The following is a 22059-nucleotide window of genomic DNA, read 5'->3' on the forward strand; positions in this document are numbered from 1 at the left end:
TCCTGTACGGGGCCGCACCGCCGTACAGTCGATAGCCGGACCGGCGCCAGCCTCTGTGCGCCCGGGACGACAGCACGACGGAAGACCGACACAACGACAGGAGACGACGTGGGGACCGTAACGATCGGTGTGTCGATCGCGGTCCCGGAGCCACACGGCAGCCTGCTCCAGCAGCGGCGCGAGGGCTTCGGCGACCCCGCGGCTTCCGGCATTCCCACCCACGTCACGCTGCTGCCGCCGACCGAGGTCGACCGGTCGGCGCTGCCCGCGATCGAGGCGCATCTCGTCGAGGTCGCGGCCGCCGGACGCCCCTTCTCGATGCGGCTGAACGGGACGGGGACGTTCCGTCCCCTGTCACCCGTCGTGTTCGTGCAGGTGGTCGAGGGTGCCGAGGCCTGCACCTGGCTGCAGAAGCAGGTCCGGGACGCCTCCGGGCCCGTGGCGCGCGAGCTGCAGTTCCCGTACCACCCCCACGTCACGGTGGCGCACGGCATCGCCGACGAGGCGATGGACCGGGCCTTCGAGGAGCTCGCGGAGTACGAGGCCCAGTGGCCGTGCACCGGCTTCGCCCTCTACGAGCAGGGGTCCGACGGGGTGTGGCGCAGGCTGCGCGACTACGTCTTCGGGGGCGCCGTCGTACCGCCGCAGGCGTCGCACGTGGCGCGGGGCCCGCTCCCGGCCCGCTGACCGGACCGACCGCCCGCCCGCAAGGCCGAGCGGTCGCGGGGTCCCGGGGCCGCCCCCGGGCCCTCAGACGGGCAGGCGGCGGAAGACCCCCCGCGGTACGTGCCGCAGCGCCGACATGACCACCCGCAGAGCCCCCGGCACCCACACCGTCTCGGAGCGTCGGCGCAGGCCCGTCTCGATGGCCGTGGCCACCGCCTCGGGAGTCGTCGCGAGCGGGGCCTCCGCCAGCCCCTCCGTCATCTTCGAGCGGACGAACCCGGGACGCACGACCATCACGTGGACACCCGTGCCGTGCAGCGCGTCCCCCAGGCCCTGGGCGAAGGCGTCGAGGCCCGCCTTGCTGGACCCGTAGATGAAGTTGGCGCGGCGGGCCCGCTCGCCCGCCACCGACGAGAGCACCACCAGGGAGCCGTGCCCCTGCTCCTGGAGGGCCCGCGCGCACACCAGCCCCGACGACACGGCGCCCGTGTAGTTCGTCTGTGCGACCCGTACCGCGGCGCCGGGATCGTTCTCGTCGCGCGACTGGTCGCCGAGGACACCGAACGCGAGCAGGACCATGTCGATGTCGCCCTCCGCGAACACCTTGCCGAGAGCAGGTTCGTGGGCGTCGGGATCGAGCGCGTCGAAGTCGACGGTACGCACGTCCGCGCCGAGCTTGCGCAGTCCGGCGGCGGCCGCCTCCAGGCCGGGCGAGGGGCGGCCCGCGAGCCACACCGTGCGGGTACGGCGGGCGATCAGCCGGCGCGCCGTGGCGAGCGCGATCTCGGACGTGCCGCCGAGTACGAGCAGGGACTGGGGGAGGCCGAAAGCGTCCTTCATGAGGCGAACTCCTGGGGAGAGGGTGGGAGAACCGGGCCGGCGGGGCGGCTCACGTCAGAGCCCGAGGCGCCGGGACAGGTCGGAGGTGAAGACGGCACGCGGGTCCAGCTCCGCGCGCAGCGCCCGGAACGAGTCGAGCCGCGGATACATCGCCGCGAGCAGTTCCGGCCGCAGCCGGGAGTCCTTGGCGAGGTAGACACGCCCGTCCGCCGCGGCCACCTCCTCGTCCAGCTCGTCGAGGAAGCCGCCGAGCCCCGGCAGGTTCGCGGGGATGTCCAGCGCGAGGGTCCAGCCGGGCATCGGGAAGGACAACCAGCCGGGGTCGCCCGCACCGAACCGCTTCAGGACGGCGAGGAAGGAGGGGCAGCGGCGCTGCGAGATGCGGTGCACGATCCGGCGCAGGGCCTCCTCCCCGCCGTGTCCGACGACGAACTGGTACTGCACGAAACCGCCGCGCCCGTAGATCCGGTTCCAGTGCGGCACGCCGTCGAGCGGGTGGAAGAAGGTGGACATCCGCTGCAGTTCACCGGTACGCGCGCGTGGCGCCCTGCGGTACCAGAGTTCGTTGAAGAGACCGACCGTCGTCCTGCCGAGCAGGCCTTCGGGGACGAAGGAGGGGGCCGCGGGAAGGCGTCCCGGACGGAACTCCAACGGGGCTCTACGCGCGCGTGTGCCGTCGGGCAGCGCCTCCAGGGGGGCGTGGTCGCCCCGGGTCAGCACCGAGCGTCCCACGGCCGCGCCACGGGCCAGCAGATCGATCCAGGCGACCGAGTAGCGGTAGCGGTGGTCGGTGGCCGTGAGGCGGGCCATCAAGTCGTCCAGGTCCGTGGCCCGTTCCGTGTCGACGGACATCAACGACGTCTCGACCGGCTGCAGTCGGACGGTGGCCGTGAGGACGACACCGGTCAGGCCCATGCCACCGGCCGTGGCGTCGAAGAGCGGGGTACCGGGGCTCACCGTACGGATCTCGCCGTCCGCGGTCAGCAGCTCGAAGGACAGGACGTGCCGGGCGAACGAACCGGCCACGTGGTGGTTCTTGCCGTGGATGTCCGCGCCGATCGCTCCGCCGACCGTGACATAGCGGGTCCCCGGGGTCACCGGCACGAACCAGCCCAGCGGCAGCATGACTTCCATCAGGCGGTGCAGCGAGACACCGGCGTCGCACAGCACGGTCCCGCCGTCCGCGTCGATCGCGTGGACGCGGTCCAGGGCCGTCATGTCGAGCACGGCCCCGCCCGCGTTCTGTGCCGCGTCGCCGTACGCCCGTCCCAGCCCCCGGGCGATGCCCCCGCGGGTTCCGCATCCCCGCACGGCCGCCACGACCTCCTCGTACGTACGGGGGCGCACCAGGCGGGCGGCGGTGGGTGCGGTGCGGCCCCACCCCGTGACGGAAACCGTGTCGGTAGGCATGCAAGTGACCGTATCGACCGAAAGTGACTGTTAGTTCCCTAACATCACTTCTCTCCCCGAAATGGGTGATTAATGGGATGTCGCTCAATATTGCCGGAGTTCCAGCGGTGTTGACGTGAACAGTGAGTCCCCATGGATCACCACGACGAGCTCCCTGACCTGGACCACCGGATCCTCTCGGCCCTCCACGCCCGCGCCGCCGTCCCGAGCGTCGCCGCCGCCGCGCGGGTCCTGTCGCTGGCCGGCGAGCACGGTGCGCTGTGGCTCGCGGCGGGCCTCGCGGGAGCCGCCGTGGACCGGGAGCGGCGAAGCGCCTGGCTGCGCGGCACGGCCCTGACCGCCGGCGCGCACCTCGCCGGCATGGGCGTCAAACGGCTCGTACGCCGTCCGCGCCCCCACCACGTCGAGCCGCTGGTCCGCACCGCGGGCCGGCACTCCTTCCCCAGCGCGCACGCCTGCTCCGCCGCCGCGGCAGCCGTGGCCTTCGGGGCGCTCGGCGCCCGCGCGGTGCCCCCACTGGCCGCCGCGATGTGCGTGTCACGGCTCGTCGTCGGCGTCCACTACCCGTCGGACGTGGCGGCGGGCGCCGCCCTCGGCGCGGTGACGGCCCGGCTCGGCGCCCGCTGGATGACAAGGGGCCGCGACCATGGCTGAGACGGCCCTCCTGGAGAGGACACACGGGAAACAGACCACCCCGCGGAAAAGTGGCCTCCTGAAGGGGCTGATCAGGACCGCCCGGCCCAGACAGTGGGTCAAGAACGTTCTCGTGATCGCGGCCCCGGCCGCCGCGGGCGAACTCTTCTCACGGCACGCCCTCACTCAAGTCGCGCTCGTGTTCGTCCTGTTCACGGCCTGTGCGGCGAGCGTCTACCTGGTCAACGACGCGCGGGACGCCGACGCAGACCGCGCCCACCCGGTCAAGCGCCACCGGCCGGTCGCCGCCGGGCAGGTGCCCGTACCGGTCGCCTACTGCGTGGGCATCGTGCTCGCCGTCGTCGCCCCGACCGCGGCCGCCTTCCTGTGCTCGCCGATGACCTCGGCGCTGCTGACCGCCTACCTGGGCCTGCAGTTCGCGTACTGCCTCAGCCTCAAGCACGTCCTGGTCGTCGATCTCGCCGTGGTGACCACCGGATTCCTGATGCGGGCCATGATCGGAGGGGTCGCGCTCGGCATCCCGCTGTCCCGCTGGTTCCTCATCACGACCGGCTTCGGCGCCCTCTTCATGGTGTCCGCCAAGCGCTACTCGGAAGCCGTTCAGATGGCCGGCACAGCGGGCGCCACGCGCGCGTTGCTCACCGAGTACACCACCGGCTACCTGCGCTTCGTCTGGCAGCTCGCCGCCTCGGTCGCCGTCCTCGGCTACTGCCTGTGGGCCCTGGAGGAGGGCGGAGTGCCGCACACCAGCGTGCTGCCCTGGAGGCAGTTGTCGATGATCGCCTTCATCCTCGCCGTCCTGCGGTACGCGGTCTTCGCCGACCGGGGCACCGCGGGCGAACCGGAGGACGTGGTCCTGCGCGACCGCGCGCTCGCCGTCATCGGGGTGGCATGGCTCACGATGTACGGCCTGGCAGTGGCCAACTGGTGAGCCACGCCCAGCAGCTAAAGGCCCCCCGGCCACGGGCCCGGCGCCCCAGGGCCCCGGAACTGCTCGGCTTCGCCGCCGTCGGACTCCTCGCGTACGCCGCCGACCTCGCCCTCTTCCTCTGGCTGCGCGGCCCCGCGGGCCTGGACCCGCTGACCGCCAAGTCGCTGTCGTTCGTGGCGGGCTGCTCGGTCGCCTACGCGGGCAACGCGCTCGGCACCTACCGGCACGCCTCCAGGAGCCTCGCCCAGTACGGGATCTTCTTCGCCGTGAACATCGCGGGCGCCCTGGTCCAGCTGCTGTGCATCCTCGTCAGCCACTACGGCCTCGGATTCACCTCCCCGCGCGCGGACACCGTGTCGGGCGCCGGAATCGGCATGGTGCTCGCCACCGTCGTGCGTTTTTGGGGTACCCGGACATTGGTTTTCCGAGGCGAGGGCAGAGTCGGATCATGGACTGGCTGAAAAAGCTCCCCGGTGTGGGCCCGTTGGTCACACGGCTGATGGCCACGCACGCCTGGCGCTCGTACGAACGACTGGACCGGGTGAAGTGGACGCGGCTCGCCGCGGCGATGACCTTCATCAGCTTCCTCGCGCTCTTCCCGCTGATCACCGTGGCCGCCGCGATCGCCGCCGCGACCCTCGACGAGAAGGGGGTGCAGACGCTCGAGGACAAGATCGCCGAGCAGATCCCCGGCATCGCCGAACAACTCGACATCGGCGCCCTCGTCGACAACGCCGGCACGGTCGGACTGATCGCGGGCGCCCTGCTGCTGTTCACCGGCATCGGCTGGGTCGGCTCGATGCGCGAGTGCCTGCGCGCGGTCTGGGAGCTGCCGGACGAGGAGGAGAACCCGATCCTGCGCAAGCTCGTGGACGCCGGCGTACTCGTCGGCCTCGGCGGCGCCGCACTCGTCACGATCGCCGCCTCCACCCTCGCGTCGACCGCCGTGGGCTGGGCCACCCGGCAGCTCGGCATCGACGAGGGCGGCTGGGGCGGGGTGCTGCTGAGGGTGGCGGCGTTCGCCGTGGCAGTCCTCGCCGCCTTCCTGCTGCTCCTGTACCTGCTGACGCTGCTCCCCGGCGTCCAGCCGGAGCGACGACGGCTGATCGTCGCCGCGCTGATCGGCGCGGCCGGGTTCGAACTGCTGAAGCTGCTGCTCAGCGGCTATATCCAGGGAGTCGCAGCGAAGAGCATGTACGGGGCGTTCGGTGTGCCCGTCGCGCTGTTGCTGTGGATCAACTTCACGTCCAAGCTGCTGCTCTTCTGCGCCGCCTGGACCGCGACGCCGCACGAGGACACGCCCCCACCGGACGGGACGGACGCGGAGTCCGGGGCCGGCGGGGCGGACGGCGCAGCGGGGGTCAGCGGCGGCGACGCATCAACTCGGGCAGCGGCCAGCGGCGGTTGATCACGAAGACACCGGCGGCGAGGAGCACGAGGACGCCGCCGGTGATCGCCAGGGCGATGCCGACGCCACCGGAACCACTCGTCTCGGCCGAGGCCGCCACCGGCTTCGCCGAGGCCGCCCCTCCGTCGCCCGAACCCCCGGCCTCACCGGAGGCGTTCGCGCCCGGCTGGGAGCCCGTGTCCGCGCTCTTCGGCGGCACCAGCTCGCCCACCGGGTCGACCTTGCCGGACGCCTGGAAACCCCAGTCGAGGAGCTTGGCGGTCTCCTTGTAGACCTCGTCGTGCTCCTCCTTCTCCGGGTTCATCACCGTGACGAGCAGCACCTTGCCGTCGCGCTCGGCGACCCCCGTGAAGGTCGCACCCGCGTTCGTCGTGTTGCCGTTCTTCACACCCGCGATGCCCTTGTAGGCGTCGAGACCGTAGTCGCCGGTCATCAGCCGGTTGGTGTTCTGGATCTCGAAGGACCCGCGGGTGGTCTTGCCCTTCTTGTTCTTCTTGGTCTCGCCGGGGAACTTCGCGCGGACCGTCGAGCAGTACTCCCGGAAGTCCTTCTTCTGCAGGCCGGAGCGGGCGAACAGGGTCAGGTCGTACGCCGACGACACCTGGCGCTTCTCGTCGTAGCCGTCCGGGCTCACCACGTTCGTGTCGAGCGCCTGGAGCTCCTCGGCGTGCGCGTTCATGTCCTTGACGGTCTGGTCGACGCCCTTGTTCATGGCGGACAGCACGTGGACGGCGTCGTTGCCGGAGCGAAGGAAGACGCCGAGCCACAGGTCGTGGACCGAGTACGTCTCGTCCTCCTTGATGCCCACCATGCTGGAGCCCGCGCCGATGCCTGCCAGGTCGGACGAGGCGACCTTGTGCTTCTGCTTCTTGGGGAACTTGGGCAGCAGCGTGTCGGCGAACAGCATCTTCAGCGTGCTCGCCGGGGGCAGCCGCCAGTGCGCGTTGTGCGAGGCGAGCACCGCGCCGGACTCGGCGTCCGCGACGATCCAGGAGCGGGCGCTCAGGCCCTTCGGGAGGACCGGCGCGCCGGCGCCGAGGTTCGCCTGGGTCCCGGGTCGGCCGAGCTGGGCGCCGCCCACGGTCGACATGTTCGCCGGCGGTGTCGCCGAAGGACTGGTCGACGCGTCGCCCGACGCGCTGCCCGACGGCGATGCCGAGCCCGAAGGAGTCGTCGAAGGAGTCGCCGACGGGGTCGGAGTCGGCTTGTCGTCCGCTGCGGCGGGGCCGGTGGCGGTCACCGTGAGCGCGAGCGAGAACGACAACAGCGTGGCGGAGGTGACCAGCAAGGACGACTTGGCGGTCTTTTTCATGGCGGGCACGATCGAGAACGTACATGGCGTCAGGCGTGAAGTCGCGCGGCCCTCCTCACCATGGCTCTTTCCGCCACGTTCTTTTCCGCCACGGCTCCGCGCGCCGTCGTCCTCCCCACCCCGGGCGCCGGTTCCGTTCGACGGCGGCGATACTGAACCCATGAAGCTCAGCCGTCCCGTTTCCTGGTTCCTGCTCGCCTTCGGAGTGTGGAGCTGGGTCATCTGGATCACTTTCGTCAAGAACCTGTGGAAGGACGGCAGCGGGCTCGCTTTCGACGACGCGGGCGATCCGACCGGGTACTTCTGGGTGCACCTGACGCTCGCCGTTGTCTCCTTTGTCTTGGGGACGGTTGTCGGGGGCATCGGGTTGCGCGGTGTCCGGGCCCTGCGTCACACGTCATCGTCATAACGGGGGAGTCACCGCGTGGTCATCGTGTTCCTGGTCCTGGTTCTGGCGGTGTTCGCAGGGCTGCACTGGTACTTCTGGCGCCGGATGGTGCGCGACACGACGGCACGGCCGGGTACCGCCAGACGGGTGGGCACGGCCGTCCTCGTGGCCGGGCCCGTACTCATGTTCGCGGGGTTCGCCTCCGAGCGGACCGGTGCGCCGTTCTGGCTGCAGCAGGTGCTGACCTGGCCCGGATTCCTGTGGATGGCGCTGTCGATCTACCTCCTGCTGGCGTTGCTGGTCGGCGAGGTCGTCCGCCCGCTGCTGCGGAGGGCTCTGGACCGGCGTCCGGCTCCCGCGGCGGACCCGGTGGACGTACGCGAGGCCGCGCCCGTGCCCGCCGGAGCGCCCGCCCGGGAGACCGGGCACCGGTCCGCCGACGAGTCGGCCGGCCCTGCCCTCACCTCCACCCCGTCCGGGACGCCCGCCGGAGCCGGGCCGGCGTCCCCGGCCGCGTCGCCGTCCGACGGCGCGCCCGGGCGCACCGACGCGCCGGTGCCCGCGACCACGGGTCCCTCGCGCCGGCTGTTCGTGTCGCGTGTGGTGGGCGGGGCCGCGGCGGCCGCCGCCGTGGGCACCGTGGGGTACGGGACGTACGGCGTCCTGCGCGGGCCCCGGGTGAAGCGGGTCACCGTGCCCCTGGCCAAGCTGCCGAGGTCCGCTCACGGCTACCGGATCGCCGTCGTCAGCGACGTGCACCTCGGGCCGGTGCTGGGGCGCGGATTCGCCCAGAAGGTCGTCGACACGATCAACTCCACCCAGCCCGACCTGATCGCGGTCGTGGGCGACCTCGTCGACGGCAGCGTGAAGGACCTCGGGCCCGCCGCGGCGCCGCTCGCGCAGTTGCGGGCGCGGCACGGGACGTTCTTCGTCACCGGGAACCACGAGTACTTCTCCGGAGCCGAGGAGTGGGTCGCGCACGTGCGTGACCTGGGGATGCGCCCGCTGGAGAACGCCCGCACCGAGCTGGCCGACTTCGACCTGGCCGGCGTCAACGACGTGGCCGGGGAGGACGAGGGCGAGGGCCCCGACTTCGCGAAGGCCCTCGGCGACCGGGACCGTGGCCGGGCGTGCGTGCTGCTCGCCCACCAGCCGGTGCAGATCCACGACGCCGTGGACCACGGGGTCGACCTCCAGCTCTCCGGGCACACCCACGGCGGGCAGCTGTGGCCCGGCAACTTCATCGCGGACCTCGCCAACCCGACCCTCGCGGGACTGGAGCGCTACGGGGACACGCAGTTGTACGTGTCGCGGGGAGCGGGTGCCTGGGGGCCGCCCACGCGGGTGGGGGCGCCGTCCGACATCACCGTCGTGGAACTGGCCTCCAGGAAGGCCTGAGGCCGCCGGACCCGGGGGCACGAGCAAGCCCGCGGGCACGAACAAGCCCGCGGGCACCAACGGGACCGCGGGCCGGCAGCCCCCGCCGCGCGGTTTCCCGCGTCGCTCAGGGAGCGCAGGCCCGCGCCGGCAGCGTCACCGTGACCGTCAGGCCCTCGCCCGGCGCCGTCCGCACCGTCACGTCCCCGCCGTGGGCCGTGGTCACGCCCTGGACGATGGCCATCCCCAGACCACTGCCCGCGCCGCCGCCCGCCCGGAAGAAGCGGTCGAAGATGCGCACCGCGTCCTCCTCCGCCAGCCCCGGGCCCTCGTCGGCGATCCGAAGCCGTACGACTCCGTCGGCCCTCTCCAGATCCAGGGCGACCGGGGTGCAGGCGGGGGTGTGCGTGCGGACGTTCGTCACGAGGTTGCCCAGGATCTGCCGCAGGCCCGACTCGTCCCCGCGGACGAGGAGGGCCCCCTCGGCGCTCACCGTCACCGGACGGCCGGGCTGCTGGGCCCGCAGATCCTCGGCCGCATCGCGCACCAGGCGGCTCAGGTCGACGTTCCTGAACCGCAGTTCGGGCCGCTGGTCCAGGCGGGCCAGGGTGAGCAGCTCGTCGACCAGACGGCCCATGCGGTCCGCCTCCCCGGTCATCCGGTCCCAGGCGCGCTTGCGTTCGCCGGGCTCGGACAGCATGCCCTTGTCGTACAGCTGGAGGTAGCCGCGGATCGCCGCCAGCGGCGTACGCAGCTCGTGCGAGGCGTCCGCGACGAAGCGGCGCAGCTGGGCGGTGCTCCGCTCGCGGGTGCGGTACGCCGACTCGACCTGGTGGAGCATCGAGTTGAGGGCGAGCCGCAGCTGTTCGACCTCCTGGGTGGGGTGATGGCTGGAGGGCACCCGGCGGGCCAGGTCTCCCTCGGCGATCGCCGACGAGGTCTCCACCATGTCCTCCAGGGGCCGCAGCCGCCGGCTCACACTGAGCATCGTCAGCACGGCGAGCAGCCCCAACAGCAGCAGACCGAAGGTGAGATCGAGCTTGAGGGCCTTGGCCATGCCCTTGTGCAGCGCGTCGGTGGAGCTGGCGAGGAGGACGACGGCACCGTCCGGGAGGGGGACGGCGGTGACGCGGTACGGCACGTCGTCCACCCGCACGTCGTGGGGCTCGGGGGCGGCGGCGAGGGCCTGGGGCCTGCCCACCGCCTCGGCCAGCTTGCGCTGGTTGTCGGTGGGTCGGAAGTTCGCGATCGTGATGGGCCGGCCCTTCTCGTCGACCACCGCGAACAGGGAGTCCGATTCCGGCGGGCCCTCGGCCTCGGGCACCTGCCCTTCGCGGAAGAAGGCCAGCGCGCTCAGCGAGTCGATCTGCCGCGCGGTCACCTTCGTGCTCCCCAGCGAGTCCCGGGTCTTGAGGAGCTGCGTGTCGATCTGGTCGAGGAGGTAGTACCGCATGCCCATCAGGCTCACCGCCGTCGCCATGATGATGCCCAGCGCCAGCAGGGCGACGTTGGCCAGCGTCAGCTTGCCGCGCAGCGAGTGGATGCCATGGCCGGGGCGGTGCCGGAAGATCATGCGAGGCCGTATCCGACGCCTCGCCGGGTCGTGATCACCGGGGCGCCGAGGGCGTCGAGCTTGCGCCGCAGATAGCTGATGTAGGTCTCCACGACGGTCGACTCCGCCGGGTGCTCGTACTGCCAGACATGCCGCAGGAGCTGCTCCTTGGACACGATCCGCCCGCCGTTGCGCACGAGGAAACGCAGCAGGGCGTACTCGGTGGGAGTCAGCTCGACCGAGCGGCCGGCGCGGTGCACCGAGTACGTCGTCTCGTCCAGCTCCAGGTCGCCGTACCGCAGCGGCGGGCGCTGCGGCAGGACGTCGGCCGGGCGGGTGCGGCGCAGCACGGCGGTGATCCGGGCGGTCACCTCGTCGATGTTGAACGGCTTGGTGATGTAGTCGTCGCCGAAGGCGAGGGCGCCGACGATCTCCGCGGGCGCGTCCCGCGCGGTCAGGAACACCACGGCCAGGTCGGGCTGGAGCGAACGCAGTTCGCGGCCCAGCGCCCGGCCGTCGCCGTCGGGGAGCATCACGTCGAGGAGCGCGGCGTCCGGGCGCGTGCGCTCGGCCAGCGTCAGCGCCTGACGGACGGTCCCCGCCGTCATCACCTCGAAGCGGTGGTAGCGCAGGGCGATGGTCAGAACGTCGGCGATGCTCGGCTCGTCCTCGACGACCAGGACGGTCGCCCCCTCGTGAGCGGTCATGCCCCCAGTATCGGCGCGCGCACCGGCAACGGGGCCGGGTCGCGCCTTGGAGTTCCTTGTGAGTCATGGCCGGGTCATGTGCACGCACCCGCGGCGCACCCGATGCTGAGCCGCAGGACCTGGGGGACCAACCGACCGCGAACTAAGGAGCGTTGAGGCGTGACGACATTGGCACGGTGGTGCTATCGGCACCGGCTGGTGGTCCTGTTGCTGTGGGTGGGGGCATTTCTGGGGCTCGGCTTCGCGGGTTCCGCCGCGGGTACGAACTACGCGGACACCTTCTCCCTTCCGAACACGGACTCCACGCGCGCGTACGACCTGATGGCCAAGGCCTTCCCGGAGCGGTCGGGCGACACCGACACGGTGGTGTGGAAGGTCGACGAGGGAACGGCCCGCGACGCGTCCGTACGCTCCCGGATCGAGCCCGCCCTCGAGAAGATCGGGCGGATGGAGGGCGTCGGCGAGGTCAGCAGCCCGTACACAGCCCAGGGCGCAGCGCAGTTCAGCGGGAACGGGCGGATCGCCTACGCCCAGATCACCTTCACCGAGCAGGCCAACGGCGTGCCGAAGGCGCTCGTGGAGGACGTCGTCGAGACGGCTCAGGACGCCGGACGCGACGGGCTCCAGGTCGAACTGGGCGGTCAGGCGATCACCCGGACCCAGGAACCACCCACCGGCATCGCGGAGATGGTCGGCATCGTGGCCGCGGCGGTCGTCCTCTTCCTCGCCTTCGGCTCGCTGTTCGCGATGCTGCTGCCGCTCGTCGTCGCGATCGCGGCCCTCGGCACCGGCCTGATGGCGACCTCCCTGCTCAGCCATGTCACCGACGTACCCGAAGTGGCGCCGCTGCTCGGCTCGTTGATCGGCCTCGGCGTCGGTATCGACTACGCCCTGTTCATCGTGACGCGGCACCGCCGGGGCATCCTGCGCGGCATGAAGCCCGAGGAGGCGGCGATCACGGCCCTCAACACCTCGGGCCGGGCCGTGCTGTTCGCCGGTGGCACCGTGTGCATCGCGCTCGCCGGGATGCTGGTGATGAACATGCGCTTCCTGGACGGCGTCGTCGTCGCGACCTCGCTGACGGTCGTGCTGAGCGTGCTCGCCGCGGTCACCCTGCTGCCCGCGCTCCTCGGGCTGCTCGGCATGCGCGTGCTCAGCCGCAGGCAGCGCCACCGGCTGGCCGCCGCGGGTCCGGAGTCGCAGGAGGCGAGCGGACTCGCCGCGCGCTGGTCCATGTACGTGCAGCGGCGACCGCGGTCCATCGCCGCCGGGGCGCTGGTCGTGATGCTGATCCTGGCGCTGCCCGTCCTGTCGATCCGGCTCGGTGCCACCGACCAGGGCAACCACCAGGACTCCACGACCACACGGCAGGCGTACGACCTGCTGGCCGAGGGCTTCGGGCCGGGCTTCAACGGCCCGCTCCAGGTCGTCGTGGACGGCGGGGACACGGACGGGCTCGTCGCGGCCATCCGCGGGACCGAGGGCGTCGCCCAGGTGGCCGCCGCGCCGCCCGCCGAGGGCATCACGGTGATCCAGGTCGTGCCCACCACGTCACCGCAGTCGCAGAAGACGGACCAGCTGATCGACCGGCTCCGCGACGACGTGATCCCGGCCTCCGGGACCGAGGCCCACGTGGGCGGGGTGACCGCCGTCTTCAAGGACTTCGCGGCCGTCACGGGGGACCGGCTGCCGTACTTCGTCGCGGCGATCATCTCGCTCGGCTTCCTGCTGCTGATGGTGGCCTTCCGCTCGCTGGTGGTGCCCCTGACGGCGGCCCTGATGAACCTGATCGCGGCCGCCGCGTCCTTCGGGGTGCTCGTCGCGATCTTCCAGTGGGGCTGGGGCACGGAACTCCTCGGCATCGGCAAGGAGGGGCCGATCACGGCGTTCCTGCCGGTCATCATGCTCTCGCTCCTCTTCGGCCTCTCGATGGACTACCAGGTGTTCCTGGTGAGCCGGATGCACGAGGAGTGGGTGCACACGAAGGACAACGCGCGAGCGGTCCGCGTCGGCCTCGCGGAGACCAGCAGGGTCATCAACTGCGCGGCCCTGATCATGATCTGCGTGTTCTCCGCGTTCGTGCTCAGCGGTGACATGGAGGGCGCGATGGCGGGCATCGGGCTCGCCGCGGCGGTGGCGCTGGACGCGTTCATCCTGCGTACGGCCCTGGTGCCGGCCGCGATGCACCTCCTGGGCAACTCCAACTGGTGGCTCCCGGCCGGCCTGGAGAAGCGCCTGCCGCATCTGGCGGTGGAGCCCCGGGAGGAGGAGGTCTCCGAGGTCCACGCGCGCGTGCCCGACGCCGACAGCGGTTCCACCGTGATCCACGGCTTCGTCCGCACCCCGGACGGCGCGCCCGTGGAAGGCGCCGCGCTGACCCTGCTCTCCAAGGGCGGCCGGCAGCTCGACCGGGTGACGTCGCTGGCCGACGGCTCGTACATCGTCTCGGTGCCGTCCGCGGGCTCGTACCTGCTGGCCGTGACGGCCGCCGAACACCCCTCCCGGGCCCGCCACGTGATGGTCGGCGCGGAACCGCTGGTGTACGACGTGGAGCTGGCGGAGGACGAGCTGGACGCGGTGAACTGACCGCGCGAGGCGCTACTTCGCGGATTTCCTGCCGGGGTCGGGCAGTGCGTTCGTCATCCCCGGCAGGAAGTCCGTGAACAGTTCGTGCACCTCGCGGACCAGGGGCCGCAGGACTCGGAAGCGGGCCAGGGTCACACCGAGCGAGGTGAGGCGGGCCCCGCGCTCGGCGAGGCGGTAGCTGCGCTCGCGGCCCTCCGTGCGGTCGAAGATCCAGTACAGGACCAGACCCATCTGGGAGAGCCACAGCAACTCGGGGAGGACCTCACGCAGTTCCTCAGGCACCTTCGCCTTCGAACCGCTGAGCACCTCGCGGCAGACCCCGATGGCCTCCTCGCGCGCGTGCTCCGACTCGGCCGAGAACGGGCTGAGCGGGCTGTCCGGATCGGCGGCGTTCTTGAAGAACTGCACCGCGAACTCGTGGTACGGCTTCGCCACGTCCAGCCATGTCTTCAGGACCCCGGCGATCCGCGCCTCCAGGTCCTTCTCCTGCTCCAGGACCTCACGGACCGCGATCCGGTGCTCGGCCGCGAGCCGGTCGTAGAAGCCCTGGATCAGGTGTTCCTTGCCGGCGAAGTAGTAGTACGCGTTGCCGACGGAGACCCCGGCCTCCTTGGCGATGGCCCGCATCGTCGTCTTCTCGTAACCCCGCTCCTGGAACAGGCGCATCGCCGTCTCCAGGATCAGGGCCCGGGTCTGCTCGCTCTTGGCGGGCGTCCGCGCGGGGCCGGGGCCCTCGGGCTCCGCGGGACCGTCCGGGCCGGGGGCGCTGTCATTCGTTGCTGGCACGGGACAGAGCCTAACGAGGCGGGCAGGTGCCGCTGTCGCAGGCGGGCGGATCGTAGGTCCAGCCCACGGCCTGGTCGTACGTCCACCCGTCGGCCCCGGTGTACGTACGGCCGCCCCACTCGCCCTCCCTGCGGGCCCGTTGCCCCTCGCGCCACTTGGCGGCGGCGAGCACCGCGCCCCGCGCCAGCCGGGCTCCGGCCGGGGTGCTGAGCCGGTAGGACAGCGGGCGGTGGTCGGCGAGCGCCCACAGGGTGACGACCCAGGCGGCGCTGCCCCGGTAGACCTGGCCCGAATCCCCGACCACGGTGATCTCGTCGAGGGTCGCGGCGTGGTCGAGCCCGGGGAAGCGGCGTTTCGCCTCCGTCGAGCCGGCGGCCACCAGCTCCAGGCGCACCAGCTGCCGCTGCCAGACGAGCCAGTCGCGCAGGAAGGAGCAGAGGGAGCACTGCGCGTCGTACAGGACGGTGAGCCCGCGGACCGGGACGCGCGTGGCGTCCCGGTCCGGGCCGGCGGCGGTGGCCATCGGGGTCACGCCCCGGCCGTCGGGGCGACCCAGCCCTGCGGCGGCACGGGCGGCAGCTGCTCGCGCTCCATGATGCCCCGGCGGCGGATCTTGTTGAGCACGTACACGTTCCCCAGGTGCATGGCGCCCAGTACGAGGAGCACCACGCCGAGCTTCGTCGACAGGGCCTCGAACACCCCGCGGGCGTCGGCGATCTCGTCGTCCTGGTTCAGGTAGAGCGCCACGAAGCCGAGGTTCACCAGGTAGAAGCCCACCACCAGAAGGTGGTTGACGGCGTCCGCGAGCTTCTCGTTCCCGTGCAGTACGTCCGACAGGAAGATCCGCCCGTTGTGGCTGAGCGTCCGTGCCACCCAGACCGTCAGCGCCACGCTGACCAGCAGATAGATGACGTAAGCGACGACCGTGAGGTCCATGTCCCCACCCCTTCCCAACTTCTTGAACGCGTTCAAAACGCGCTGTCGAGGAAGAATGTAGACCTGTTTTTGAACACGTTCAAGTCGGAGCCCGCATGCTCTCGTGTGACGTGCGGCTCAGGGGGATGGGGGTGGGGGACGGCGAGGTCGACCGGCGGACGGTTCAGCCGACGCGGGCCAGCTCCGGCCGCTTGCTGTAGTCCGTGAGGCCGATGACGTTCCCCCAGGGATCGGCGAACTCGACGGTCCAGCCGGTGGACACGGACAGGGGTGCGTCGAGGGGCTGGACGTCCGCGGCCGTGAGGGCGTCGGCCGTGCTCCTGGCGTCCCGGACCTCCAGCCACACCCGGGGCGACCCCCATGGCGGCGGCCGGTGCCCGAGCCCTTCCTCTAGGCGCAGCAGCACCCCGGGCGTCTCCTTGCCGACCTTCAGGATGGCGATCCCGGCCTCGTCGAGCCGGAACCCGAGAGCGAAACCGGCCCGCTGGTAGAAGTCCACGGCCTCGTCGAGGTCGCCCACCGGAAAGAGGACGTTGTCGAAGCCGAGCAGTTCGTACGACTCTTTGTCTGACATGTCGTCAGATTAGGTCGCGGGGAGGGGGCACCGGGGGAGGCGGCGGGGCAGTCACCCGGGTGGCCGTTCGCACCCCGGCCACTCGCTCGCCTGACCCTCTTCCCGTGCCTGTGGGCACGGCTGATTCCACGGGCGGGACTCCGTCCCGTGACTCCATGCACCACTGAAGCGGCGGGCTTCTTGTGCCGGACCGGCCGCCGTCCGTCAGCCACAGCCGCCCACCCGTCGCGAACTCGGCGCGATGTCGTCGAGCTCAGCGTGTGGGACAGCAGTCCGTATCCTCCGCAACCGCGATGCCCCGGGCCGGAGAAGGGGGCCGGACTGGGACTCGACGCGGAGAGCGGGCGCGGGCTCTGGCTGCTGCGGGCCTGCGCCGACGAGTGGGGCCACTACCTCCTCGTCAACGGACGCCGTAACGGCGGCGGCAAGGAGGTCTGGGCGGAGTGGCGCGCCCCGGGCGCATAGGCTCCACGCCCAGGCCGTACAAGGCGGTACAAGGCCGGTTCCCCTACGCGGCGAAGCGTGCCGTGGCCGACCGGCGGCGCCGCCAGGCCGCGGCGCTCAGGGGCCGGAGTCGGATTCCGCAGCCTCCCTCCACCGCGTGCTCAACGCGATGTCGTCCACCGCATTGCGTATGCCGGGGAAGCCGGGTCGGCCTGGTAGAACTGCCAGCCCAGCCCAGCCCAGCCCAGCCCAGCCCAGCTTGAGCCTGTTGAGGAGGGGTGACGAAGTCCTCCGCCGTGCCGCCGAGCTGCTTGGTGGACACGATCACGTCGGACCGCTCGACGCCGTCCAGGCAGGACGGCATGTCTCGACCACTCAATCCCGTTTGGTCTGCCCGGCCTTGAGGATCTCCGCCACGTCGAGCGTGACCTTGGCGCCGATCGAGTCGGGGAGCGTGACGAGTTCGCCGGGGGCGTGGATGCGGTGGGTGGTGTACTTGTCCGGCGTCGGGTCTGTGAGGACGTGGAGGCGCTGGTGCTTGCGGTCGACGATCACGTAGACCGGGATCTTGGCCTGGGCGTATGCGGTGACCTTGGTGCGGAGATCGGCCTGCCAATTGCTTGAGGTGACCTCCAGGACGAGACGGAAGACCACGGGGTCGTAGCTGTTGTTCTCGACCAGGTGCTCGTCGATGTCGGCTTCGACGATGCAGAGATCGGGGATCGCATAGTCCTCGGGGCCGTCCGGTAGCCAGACGCCGATGGCTTGGTGGATCTCGGTCTCGTCCTCATCGAGACCAGCGGCCTCGAAAGGACGAGCCGCCTTCTTCAGCGCCCTCGAGTGAGCGACGTCAGGAGATGGCGTCACGAGGATCTGGCCTCCGATGATCTCGACGCGGCGGCCCGGGAGGCGATCCATGATGCGATTCGCCTCCGCGATCAGAGACCGGTCGCCGTGCGGCTGCTCGACGGGTGCTGCGGACATCACGTGCCTCCCGTGGGCTGTTGTCGAGAGCATCATCGTAGGCCGGACAGTCCTCGCGAGTTCTGAACAGTCCGCTTCACCCGATCGTGGCCCAGCACGCGCGAGAGCCCCGTTCCCAGAAGGAAACGGGGCCCACGCCGACGTACAGGCAAAGACGTCAGAAGCGGCGCGTGATCAGCGCCCGCTTCACCTCCTGGATCGCCTTCGTGACCTCGATACCGCGAGGGCAGGCGTCCGTGCAGTTGAACGTCGTGCGGCAGCGCCACACGCCGTCCTTGTCGTTGAGGATCTCCAGGCGCTGCTCCCCGGCCTCGTCACGCGAGTCGAAGATGAAGCGGTGGGCGTTCACGATGGCGGCCGGACCGAAGTACTGGCCGTCGTTCCAGAACACCGGGCACGAGGAGGTGCAGGCGGCGCAGAGGATGCACTTCGTCGTGTCGTCGAAGCGCTCACGGTCCTCGGCGGTCTGCAGACGCTCGCGCGTCGGCTCGTTCGTCTCCTTCGTGATCAGGAACGGCATCACGTCGCGGTACGCCTGGAAGAACGGCTCCATGTCCACGACGAGGTCCTTCAGGACCGTCAGGCCCTTGATGGGCTCGACCGTGATGGGCTTCTCGGGGCTCAGGTCCTTGATCAGCGTCTTGCAGGCGAGCCGGTTCTTGCCGTTGATCCGCATGGCGTCCGAGCCGCAGATGCCGTGCGCGCAGGACCGGCGGAACGTCAGCGTGCCGTCCTGATCCCACTTGATCTTGTGCAGGGCGTCGAGGACCCGCTCCTTGGGATCGATCTCCAGCTGGAAATCCTCCCACGTCGCCTCGCCCGAGACCTCCGAGTTGAAGCGGCGGATGCGGAACGTGGCCGTGATGTACGGCGAGTCGGCGAAGCCGGCCTCCGGCTTGCTGGCGCCGTCCGTCTTGTCCAGGGTGGGGGTAGCCATCAGTACTTACGCTCCATCGGCTGGTAGCGGGTCTGGACGACCGGCTTGTAGTCGAGGCGGATCGACTCGGTGCCGTCGTCGCCGACCTCGCGGTACGCCATGGTGTGGCGCATGAAGTTGACGTCGTCGCGGTTCGGGTAGTCCTCGCGGTAGTGACCGCCGCGCGACTCCTTGCGGGCCAGCGCGGAGACGGCCATGACCTCGGCCAGGTCGAGCAGGTTGCCCAGTTCGACGGCCTCCAGGAGGTCCGTGTTGAACCGCTTGCCCTTGTCCTGGACGGACACGTTCCGGTAGCGCTCGCGCAGCTCGGCGATCTTCTCGACGGCCGTCTTGATCGTCTGCTCGGTGCGGAACACCATGACGTTGGCGTCCATGGTCTCCTGGAGCTCGCGGCGGATGTCCGCCACGCGCTCGTTGCCCGTGGACGTCCGCAGCCGCTCGATCTGGCCGACGACCAGCGAGGCCGGGTCCTCGGGCAGCTCGACGTGCGAGGTCGTGGCGGAGTACTCCGCGGCCGCGATGCCCGCGCGCTTCCCGAACACGTTGATGTCGAGCAGCGAGTTCGTGCCCAGCCGGTTCGCGCCGTGGACGGAGACGCACGCGACCTCACCGGCCGCGTACAGGCCCGGCACGACCGTCGTGTTGTCGGACAGCACCTCACCCTCGACGTTCGTCGGGATGCCGCCCATCGCGTAGTGCGCGGTGGGCTGGATCGGGATCGGGTCCGTGTAGGGCTCGATGCCGAGGTAGGTGCGGGCGAACTCCGTGATGTCGGGCAGCTTGGCGTCCAGCTGCTCCGGCGGGAGGTGCGTGAGGTCGAGGTAGACGTGGTCGCCCTCGGGACCGCAGCCGCGGCCCTCACGGATCTCCGTGTAGATGGAGCGCGAGACGACGTCACGGGACGCGAGGTCCTTCATGACCGGCGCGTACTTCTCCATGAAGCGCTCGCCGTCCTTGTTGCGGAGGATGCCGCCCTCACCGCGGGCGCCCTCCGTCAGCAGGATGCCCATGCGCCAGATGCCGGTCGGGTGGAACTGGAAGAACTCCATGTCCTCCAGCGGCAGCCCGCGACGGTAGACGGCCGCCTGGCCGTCACCGGTCAGCGTGTGTGCGTTGGACGTCACCTTGAAGAACTTGCCGGTGCCGCCGGACGCGTAGATCACGGCCTTCGCCTGGAAGATGTGGATCTCGCCGGTCGCCAGCTCGTACGCGACGACACCGGCGGACTTCCTGACGCCGTCGACCTCGGTGATCAGCTGGTCGAGGACGTAGAACTCGTTGTAGAACTCCACACCCTCCTTGACGCAGTTCTGGTACAGCGTCTGGAGGATCATGTGGCCGGTGCGGTCCGCGGCGTAGCAGGACCGGCGGACCGGTGCCTCGCCGTGGTTGCGGGAGTGGCCGCCGAAGCGGCGCTGGTCGATGGTGCCGTTCGGGGTCCGGTTGAACGGCAGGCCCATCTTCTCCAGGTCGAGGACCGCGTCGATGGCCTCCTTCGCCAGGATCTCGGCGGCGTCCTGGTCGACCAGGTAGTCACCGCCCTTGACCGTGTCGAAGGTGTGCCACTCCCAGTTGTCCTCCTCCACGTTGGCGAGCGCGGCGGCCATGCCGCCCTGCGCCGCGCCAGTGTGGGAGCGGGTGGGGTAGAGCTTCGTCAGCACGGCGGTACGGCTGCGCTTCGTCGCCTCGATGGCGGCACGCATGCCGGCGCCGCCGGCGCCGACGATGACGGTGTCGTACTTGTGGATCTTCATGATTCTCGCAGCCCCGTGCCTAGCGGATGTTCGGGTCGAAGGTGAAGATCACCAGCGTGCCCAGCAGGATGGTGAACACCGTGGCGGTGTAGAGCAGGCCCTTGAGCCACAGGCGCGTGTTCGGGCGCTCCGCGTAGTCGTTGATGACCGTGCGCAGGCCGTTGGCGCCGTGCAGCATCGCCAGCCACAGCATCAGCAGGTCCCAGGTCTGCCAGAACGGCGAGGCCCAGCGGCCCGCCACGAAGGCGAAGCCGATCTTGGAGACGCCGCCGTCGAGAACCAGCTGGATCAGCAGGTGCCCGATGACGAGGACGACGAGGACGACACCGGACAGACGCATGAAGAGCCACGCGGCCATCTCGAAGTTGCCGCGGGTGGACTTCGGGGTCTTCTTCGTCCGCTTGCGCGGGGCCTCGATCAGGGGCGCCGGGTTGTCGACGCTGTAGAGGGACTCACCCTCGACAGGGCCGATGCCGGCAGCGGTCTTCTCAGTGGTGGACATTCGCGTCAGCTCCCGAAGACTTCACGAGCGGCGTGGCCGAGTACGGGGTAGAGGGCCCCGATCATCAGCACGACCCAGATGCCGACCACGGTCCAGAGCATCTGCTTCTGGTAGCGGGGGCCCTTCGACCAGAAGTCGACGGCGATCACCCGCAGGCCGTTGAGCGCGTGGAAGAGGATGGCGGCGACGAGGCCGTACTCCAGCAGCGCGACGATCGGGGTCTTGTAGGTGGCTACGACCTTGTCGTAGTCCTCGGGGGAGACACGGACAAGAGCGGTGTCCAGCACGTGTACGAACAGGAAGAAGAAGATGAGGACGCCGGTGACTCGATGAGCCACCCAGGACCACATTCCTTCCCGGCCGCGGTACAGCGTTCCAGCCGGCACGGAAGAACCCTCCGGGAGCGGGGATTGGGGCCTGCCGGCTTCGATGTCGGTCGGGCCCGGCCGGGTACGGTCCACCGGCCCTGGCCATCGTAGCGACGTGTTGTCGGAACGTTTACGGCGGGCCTACCGATGTGATCGAACTGGCAGGCAAACAGGCTCGTACGGGCTATTACGGGCGGGCCGCGGAGGGCGGGAGCGCCGCTCGGGTGCCCGACCCGCGGTCGCTGGGGCCGGTCGCGGCCCCGCGCCCCTAAGAGATCGCGCAGTCGCTGCCGGCGGGGCTGAAGGACCGGGTGAGGCGGCCCCTTGCCAGGCGGCGCAGTTCCTCCGCCGTCAGGATCCGCTCCTCGTCGGGATCGTTCGCCCATCGTGATCGGATACCGGCCAGGACCTGGTCGAGGGCCTCGTCCGGGGCCGTGTCGTCCAGGCAGATCACGAAGACGTGGCCGAAGCGGCTCTCGTACGCCGCGTGGGCCGCGCTCAGGGCGGTGTGCGCCGCGGAGTACGCGCCGTCCGGGAGGAGGGTGAGGGACTCGCAGGCCAGGGCCTCGGCGACGTCACCGGGCGTCAGGTCGTACGCCGCCTCGTCGGCCGCGGCCAGCAGGGAGCCCAGGTCGGGGTAGGGGCGGTGCGCGGCGACCCGCCGGGCCCAGTGGTGGCTGCCGCAGCAGGCGAGGAGGGCGCGCTCGGCCTCGTCGGCGGGCAGGGCGTTGAACCGCTCCAGGCCGGTGGGACCCGGTGCCGGGCGGGTCTGCTCCGGCAGTCCCGGCGGTTCGGACGATTCCGGTGTGCCGACGGCCTGGCCGGGGAGGCGGGAAGGACGGTGCGCGGGCAGCGTGGGTTCCTCGGCGGTTCGGCGGCGCCCGTCCGGGCGCCGCGCGTGGTTCGGCTGGGGGTCAAGTGAGAGATGTTTCATCACGCTATC

24 protein-coding genes are annotated in these 22059 nt (G+C 70.8%); 9 read left to right on the forward strand and 15 right to left on the reverse strand.

Going from position 1 to position 22059, the window contains the following annotated elements:
* Window positions 1-108 precede the first annotated feature (108 nt).
* On the forward strand, window positions 109-687 hold the full coding sequence (locus tag KUF83_RS02275; protein WP_217452791.1) for a 2'-5' RNA ligase family protein: 579 nt from the start codon (window positions 109-111) through the stop codon (window positions 685-687).
* A gap of 63 nt (window positions 688-750) precedes the next feature.
* Here KUF83_RS02275 and KUF83_RS02280 read toward each other — a convergent pair whose 3' ends face one another.
* Window positions 751-1506 (reverse strand): decaprenylphospho-beta-D-erythro-pentofuranosid-2-ulose 2-reductase, encoded by a 756-nt coding sequence (locus KUF83_RS02280; RefSeq protein WP_217452792.1) that lies wholly within the window; start codon window positions 1504-1506, stop codon window positions 751-753.
* A gap of 54 nt (window positions 1507-1560) precedes the next feature.
* A complete protein-coding gene (locus KUF83_RS02285; protein WP_217452793.1) occupies window positions 1561-2916 on the reverse strand; it encodes an FAD-binding oxidoreductase in 1356 nt (451 codons plus the stop codon).
* 132 nt (window positions 2917-3048) lie between these two features.
* Here KUF83_RS02285 and KUF83_RS02290 point away from each other — a divergent pair, with 132 nt between their 5' ends.
* From KUF83_RS02290 to KUF83_RS02305, 4 genes are read left to right on the forward strand one after another with little or no spacing between them, the layout of a single operon-like run.
* Entirely contained in the window at window positions 3049-3570 is a 522-nt protein-coding gene (locus KUF83_RS02290) for a phosphatase PAP2 family protein (protein WP_217452794.1), read from the forward strand.
* Complete coding sequence (locus tag KUF83_RS02295) at window positions 3563-4501, forward strand: decaprenyl-phosphate phosphoribosyltransferase (protein WP_217452795.1); 939 nt, start codon at window positions 3563-3565, stop codon at window positions 4499-4501. Before KUF83_RS02290 ends, KUF83_RS02295 begins: the two co-directional genes overlap by 8 nt.
* The gene (locus tag KUF83_RS02300; protein WP_308402889.1) at window positions 4498-4962 is read left to right on the forward strand and encodes a GtrA family protein; all 465 of its coding nucleotides are present in this window, start codon (window positions 4498-4500) and stop codon (window positions 4960-4962) included. Before KUF83_RS02295 ends, KUF83_RS02300 begins: the two co-directional genes overlap by 4 nt.
* Window positions 4950-5909 (forward strand): YihY/virulence factor BrkB family protein, encoded by a 960-nt coding sequence (locus KUF83_RS02305; protein WP_217452797.1) that lies wholly within the window; start codon window positions 4950-4952, stop codon window positions 5907-5909. Before KUF83_RS02300 ends, KUF83_RS02305 begins: the two co-directional genes overlap by 13 nt.
* On the opposite strand, the gene KUF83_RS02310 is transcribed toward KUF83_RS02305, so the two are convergent.
* Window positions 5863-7443 carry a D-alanyl-D-alanine carboxypeptidase gene (locus tag KUF83_RS02310; protein ID WP_374105955.1) on the reverse strand — a complete coding sequence of 527 codons (1581 nt, stop codon included), beginning with the start codon at window positions 7441-7443 and terminating at the stop codon, window positions 5863-5865. The two genes, KUF83_RS02305 and KUF83_RS02310, sit on opposite strands and share 47 nt — an antisense overlap.
* Here KUF83_RS02310 and KUF83_RS41750 point away from each other — a divergent pair.
* Window positions 7382-7630, forward strand: coding sequence for an SCO4848 family membrane protein (locus KUF83_RS41750; RefSeq protein WP_254643274.1), 249 nt, complete (start codon window positions 7382-7384; stop codon window positions 7628-7630). The two genes, KUF83_RS02310 and KUF83_RS41750, sit on opposite strands and share 62 nt — an antisense overlap.
* Before the next feature lie 15 nt (window positions 7631-7645).
* A complete protein-coding gene (locus KUF83_RS02315; RefSeq protein WP_217452799.1) occupies window positions 7646-9007 on the forward strand; it encodes a metallophosphoesterase in 1362 nt (453 codons plus the stop codon).
* A gap of 106 nt (window positions 9008-9113) precedes the next feature.
* On the opposite strand, the gene KUF83_RS02320 is transcribed toward KUF83_RS02315, so the two are convergent.
* Window positions 9114-10559, reverse strand: a complete 1446-nt coding sequence (locus KUF83_RS02320; RefSeq protein ID WP_217452800.1) for a HAMP domain-containing sensor histidine kinase — start codon at window positions 10557-10559, stop codon at window positions 9114-9116.
* Window positions 10556-11245, reverse strand: a complete 690-nt coding sequence (locus KUF83_RS02325) for a response regulator transcription factor (RefSeq protein ID WP_217452801.1) — start codon at window positions 11243-11245, stop codon at window positions 10556-10558. Before KUF83_RS02325 ends, KUF83_RS02320 begins: the two co-directional genes overlap by 4 nt.
* A gap of 168 nt (window positions 11246-11413) precedes the next feature.
* Between KUF83_RS02325 and KUF83_RS02330 the strand changes: the two genes are divergently transcribed.
* Window positions 11414-13831, forward strand: coding sequence for an MMPL family transporter (locus KUF83_RS02330; protein ID WP_217452873.1), 2418 nt, complete (start codon window positions 11414-11416; stop codon window positions 13829-13831).
* Between the two features lie 12 nt (window positions 13832-13843).
* On the opposite strand, the gene KUF83_RS02335 is transcribed toward KUF83_RS02330, so the two are convergent.
* The 4 genes from KUF83_RS02335 to KUF83_RS02350 all read right to left on the reverse strand — a co-directional run bounded on the left by KUF83_RS02335 (window position 13844) and on the right by KUF83_RS02350 (window position 16127).
* Window positions 13844-14617 carry a TetR family transcriptional regulator gene (locus tag KUF83_RS02335; protein ID WP_308402890.1) on the reverse strand — a complete coding sequence of 258 codons (774 nt, stop codon included), beginning with the start codon at window positions 14615-14617 and terminating at the stop codon, window positions 13844-13846.
* A 10-nt stretch (window positions 14618-14627) separates the two neighbouring features.
* Window positions 14628-15140: a thiol-disulfide oxidoreductase DCC family protein gene (locus tag KUF83_RS02340; RefSeq protein WP_217452874.1), complete on the reverse strand. Its 513-nt coding sequence runs from the start codon at window positions 15138-15140 to the stop codon at window positions 14628-14630.
* A 5-nt stretch (window positions 15141-15145) separates the two neighbouring features.
* Complete coding sequence (locus KUF83_RS02345; RefSeq protein WP_217452802.1) at window positions 15146-15553, reverse strand: hypothetical protein; 408 nt, start codon at window positions 15551-15553, stop codon at window positions 15146-15148.
* A 163-nt stretch (window positions 15554-15716) separates the two neighbouring features.
* A complete protein-coding gene (locus KUF83_RS02350; protein WP_217452803.1) occupies window positions 15717-16127 on the reverse strand; it encodes a VOC family protein in 411 nt (136 codons plus the stop codon).
* A gap of 258 nt (window positions 16128-16385) precedes the next feature.
* Here KUF83_RS02350 and KUF83_RS02355 point away from each other — a divergent pair, with 258 nt between their 5' ends.
* Window positions 16386-16592 carry an ATP-binding protein gene (locus KUF83_RS02355; protein ID WP_254643249.1) on the forward strand — a complete coding sequence of 69 codons (207 nt, stop codon included), beginning with the start codon at window positions 16386-16388 and terminating at the stop codon, window positions 16590-16592.
* Between the two features lie 354 nt (window positions 16593-16946).
* Here the strand turns inward: KUF83_RS02355 and KUF83_RS02360 are convergent, their stop codons facing one another.
* The 6 genes from KUF83_RS02360 to KUF83_RS02385 form a co-directional block, all read right to left on the reverse strand.
* A complete protein-coding gene (locus KUF83_RS02360) occupies window positions 16947-17555 on the reverse strand; it encodes a Uma2 family endonuclease (RefSeq protein WP_217452804.1) in 609 nt (202 codons plus the stop codon).
* Between the two features lie 157 nt (window positions 17556-17712).
* The gene (locus KUF83_RS02365) at window positions 17713-18492 is read right to left on the reverse strand and encodes a succinate dehydrogenase iron-sulfur subunit (RefSeq protein ID WP_217452805.1); all 780 of its coding nucleotides are present in this window, start codon (window positions 18490-18492) and stop codon (window positions 17713-17715) included.
* On the reverse strand, window positions 18492-20246 hold the full coding sequence (gene sdhA / locus KUF83_RS02370; RefSeq protein WP_217452806.1) for a succinate dehydrogenase flavoprotein subunit: 1755 nt from the start codon (window positions 20244-20246) through the stop codon (window positions 18492-18494). The genes KUF83_RS02365 and sdhA overlap by 1 nt, the downstream gene beginning before the upstream one ends.
* 19 nt (window positions 20247-20265) lie before the next feature.
* Window positions 20266-20748: a succinate dehydrogenase hydrophobic membrane anchor subunit gene (locus tag KUF83_RS02375; RefSeq protein WP_217452807.1), complete on the reverse strand. Its 483-nt coding sequence runs from the start codon at window positions 20746-20748 to the stop codon at window positions 20266-20268.
* Between the two features lie 5 nt (window positions 20749-20753).
* Window positions 20754-21134, reverse strand: coding sequence for a succinate dehydrogenase, cytochrome b556 subunit (sdhC, locus tag KUF83_RS02380; RefSeq protein ID WP_149511863.1), 381 nt, complete (start codon window positions 21132-21134; stop codon window positions 20754-20756).
* 250 nt (window positions 21135-21384) lie between these two features.
* Complete coding sequence (locus KUF83_RS02385; protein WP_217452808.1) at window positions 21385-22050, reverse strand: 2-oxo-4-hydroxy-4-carboxy-5-ureidoimidazoline decarboxylase; 666 nt, start codon at window positions 22048-22050, stop codon at window positions 21385-21387.
* Window positions 22051-22059: the final 9 nt, after the last annotated feature.

The organism is Streptomyces sp. BV286 (assembly GCF_019090165.1).
In the GTDB taxonomy this organism is placed as follows: domain Bacteria; phylum Actinomycetota; class Actinomycetes; order Streptomycetales; family Streptomycetaceae; genus Streptomyces.

What these genes read in the sequence shown, in the direction of transcription:
- KUF83_RS02280 (WP_217452792.1), bottom strand. Translation starts at nt 1,506, where the DNA reads ATGAAGGACGCTTTCGGCCTCCCCCAGTCCCTGCTCGTACTCGGCGGC.
- KUF83_RS02285 (WP_217452793.1), bottom strand. Translation starts at nt 2,916, where the DNA reads ATGCCTACCGACACGGTTTCCGTCACGGGGTGGGGCCGCACCGCACCC.
- KUF83_RS02290 (WP_217452794.1), top strand. Translation starts at nt 3,049, where the DNA reads ATGGATCACCACGACGAGCTCCCTGACCTGGACCACCGGATCCTCTCG.
- KUF83_RS02295 (WP_217452795.1), top strand. Translation starts at nt 3,563, where the DNA reads ATGGCTGAGACGGCCCTCCTGGAGAGGACACACGGGAAACAGACCACC.
- KUF83_RS02305 (WP_217452797.1), top strand. Translation starts at nt 4,950, where the DNA reads ATGGACTGGCTGAAAAAGCTCCCCGGTGTGGGCCCGTTGGTCACACGG.
- KUF83_RS41750 (WP_254643274.1), top strand. Translation starts at nt 7,382, where the DNA reads ATGAAGCTCAGCCGTCCCGTTTCCTGGTTCCTGCTCGCCTTCGGAGTG.
- KUF83_RS02310 (WP_374105955.1), bottom strand. Translation starts at nt 7,443, where the DNA reads ATGACCCAGCTCCACACTCCGAAGGCGAGCAGGAACCAGGAAACGGGA.
- KUF83_RS02320 (WP_217452800.1), bottom strand. Translation starts at nt 10,559, where the DNA reads ATGATCTTCCGGCACCGCCCCGGCCATGGCATCCACTCGCTGCGCGGC.
- KUF83_RS02325 (WP_217452801.1), bottom strand. Translation starts at nt 11,245, where the DNA reads ATGACCGCTCACGAGGGGGCGACCGTCCTGGTCGTCGAGGACGAGCCG.
- KUF83_RS02340 (WP_217452874.1), bottom strand. Translation starts at nt 15,140, where the DNA reads ATGGCCACCGCCGCCGGCCCGGACCGGGACGCCACGCGCGTCCCGGTC.
- KUF83_RS02345 (WP_217452802.1), bottom strand. Translation starts at nt 15,553, where the DNA reads ATGGACCTCACGGTCGTCGCTTACGTCATCTATCTGCTGGTCAGCGTG.
- KUF83_RS02350 (WP_217452803.1), bottom strand. Translation starts at nt 16,127, where the DNA reads ATGTCAGACAAAGAGTCGTACGAACTGCTCGGCTTCGACAACGTCCTC.
- KUF83_RS02360 (WP_217452804.1), bottom strand. Translation starts at nt 17,555, where the DNA reads ATGTCCGCAGCACCCGTCGAGCAGCCGCACGGCGACCGGTCTCTGATC.
- KUF83_RS02365 (WP_217452805.1), bottom strand. Translation starts at nt 18,492, where the DNA reads ATGGCTACCCCCACCCTGGACAAGACGGACGGCGCCAGCAAGCCGGAG.
- sdhA (WP_217452806.1), bottom strand. Translation starts at nt 20,246, where the DNA reads ATGAAGATCCACAAGTACGACACCGTCATCGTCGGCGCCGGCGGCGCC.
- KUF83_RS02375 (WP_217452807.1), bottom strand. Translation starts at nt 20,748, where the DNA reads ATGTCCACCACTGAGAAGACCGCTGCCGGCATCGGCCCTGTCGAGGGT.
- KUF83_RS02385 (WP_217452808.1), bottom strand. Translation starts at nt 22,050, where the DNA reads ATGAAACATCTCTCACTTGACCCCCAGCCGAACCACGCGCGGCGCCCG.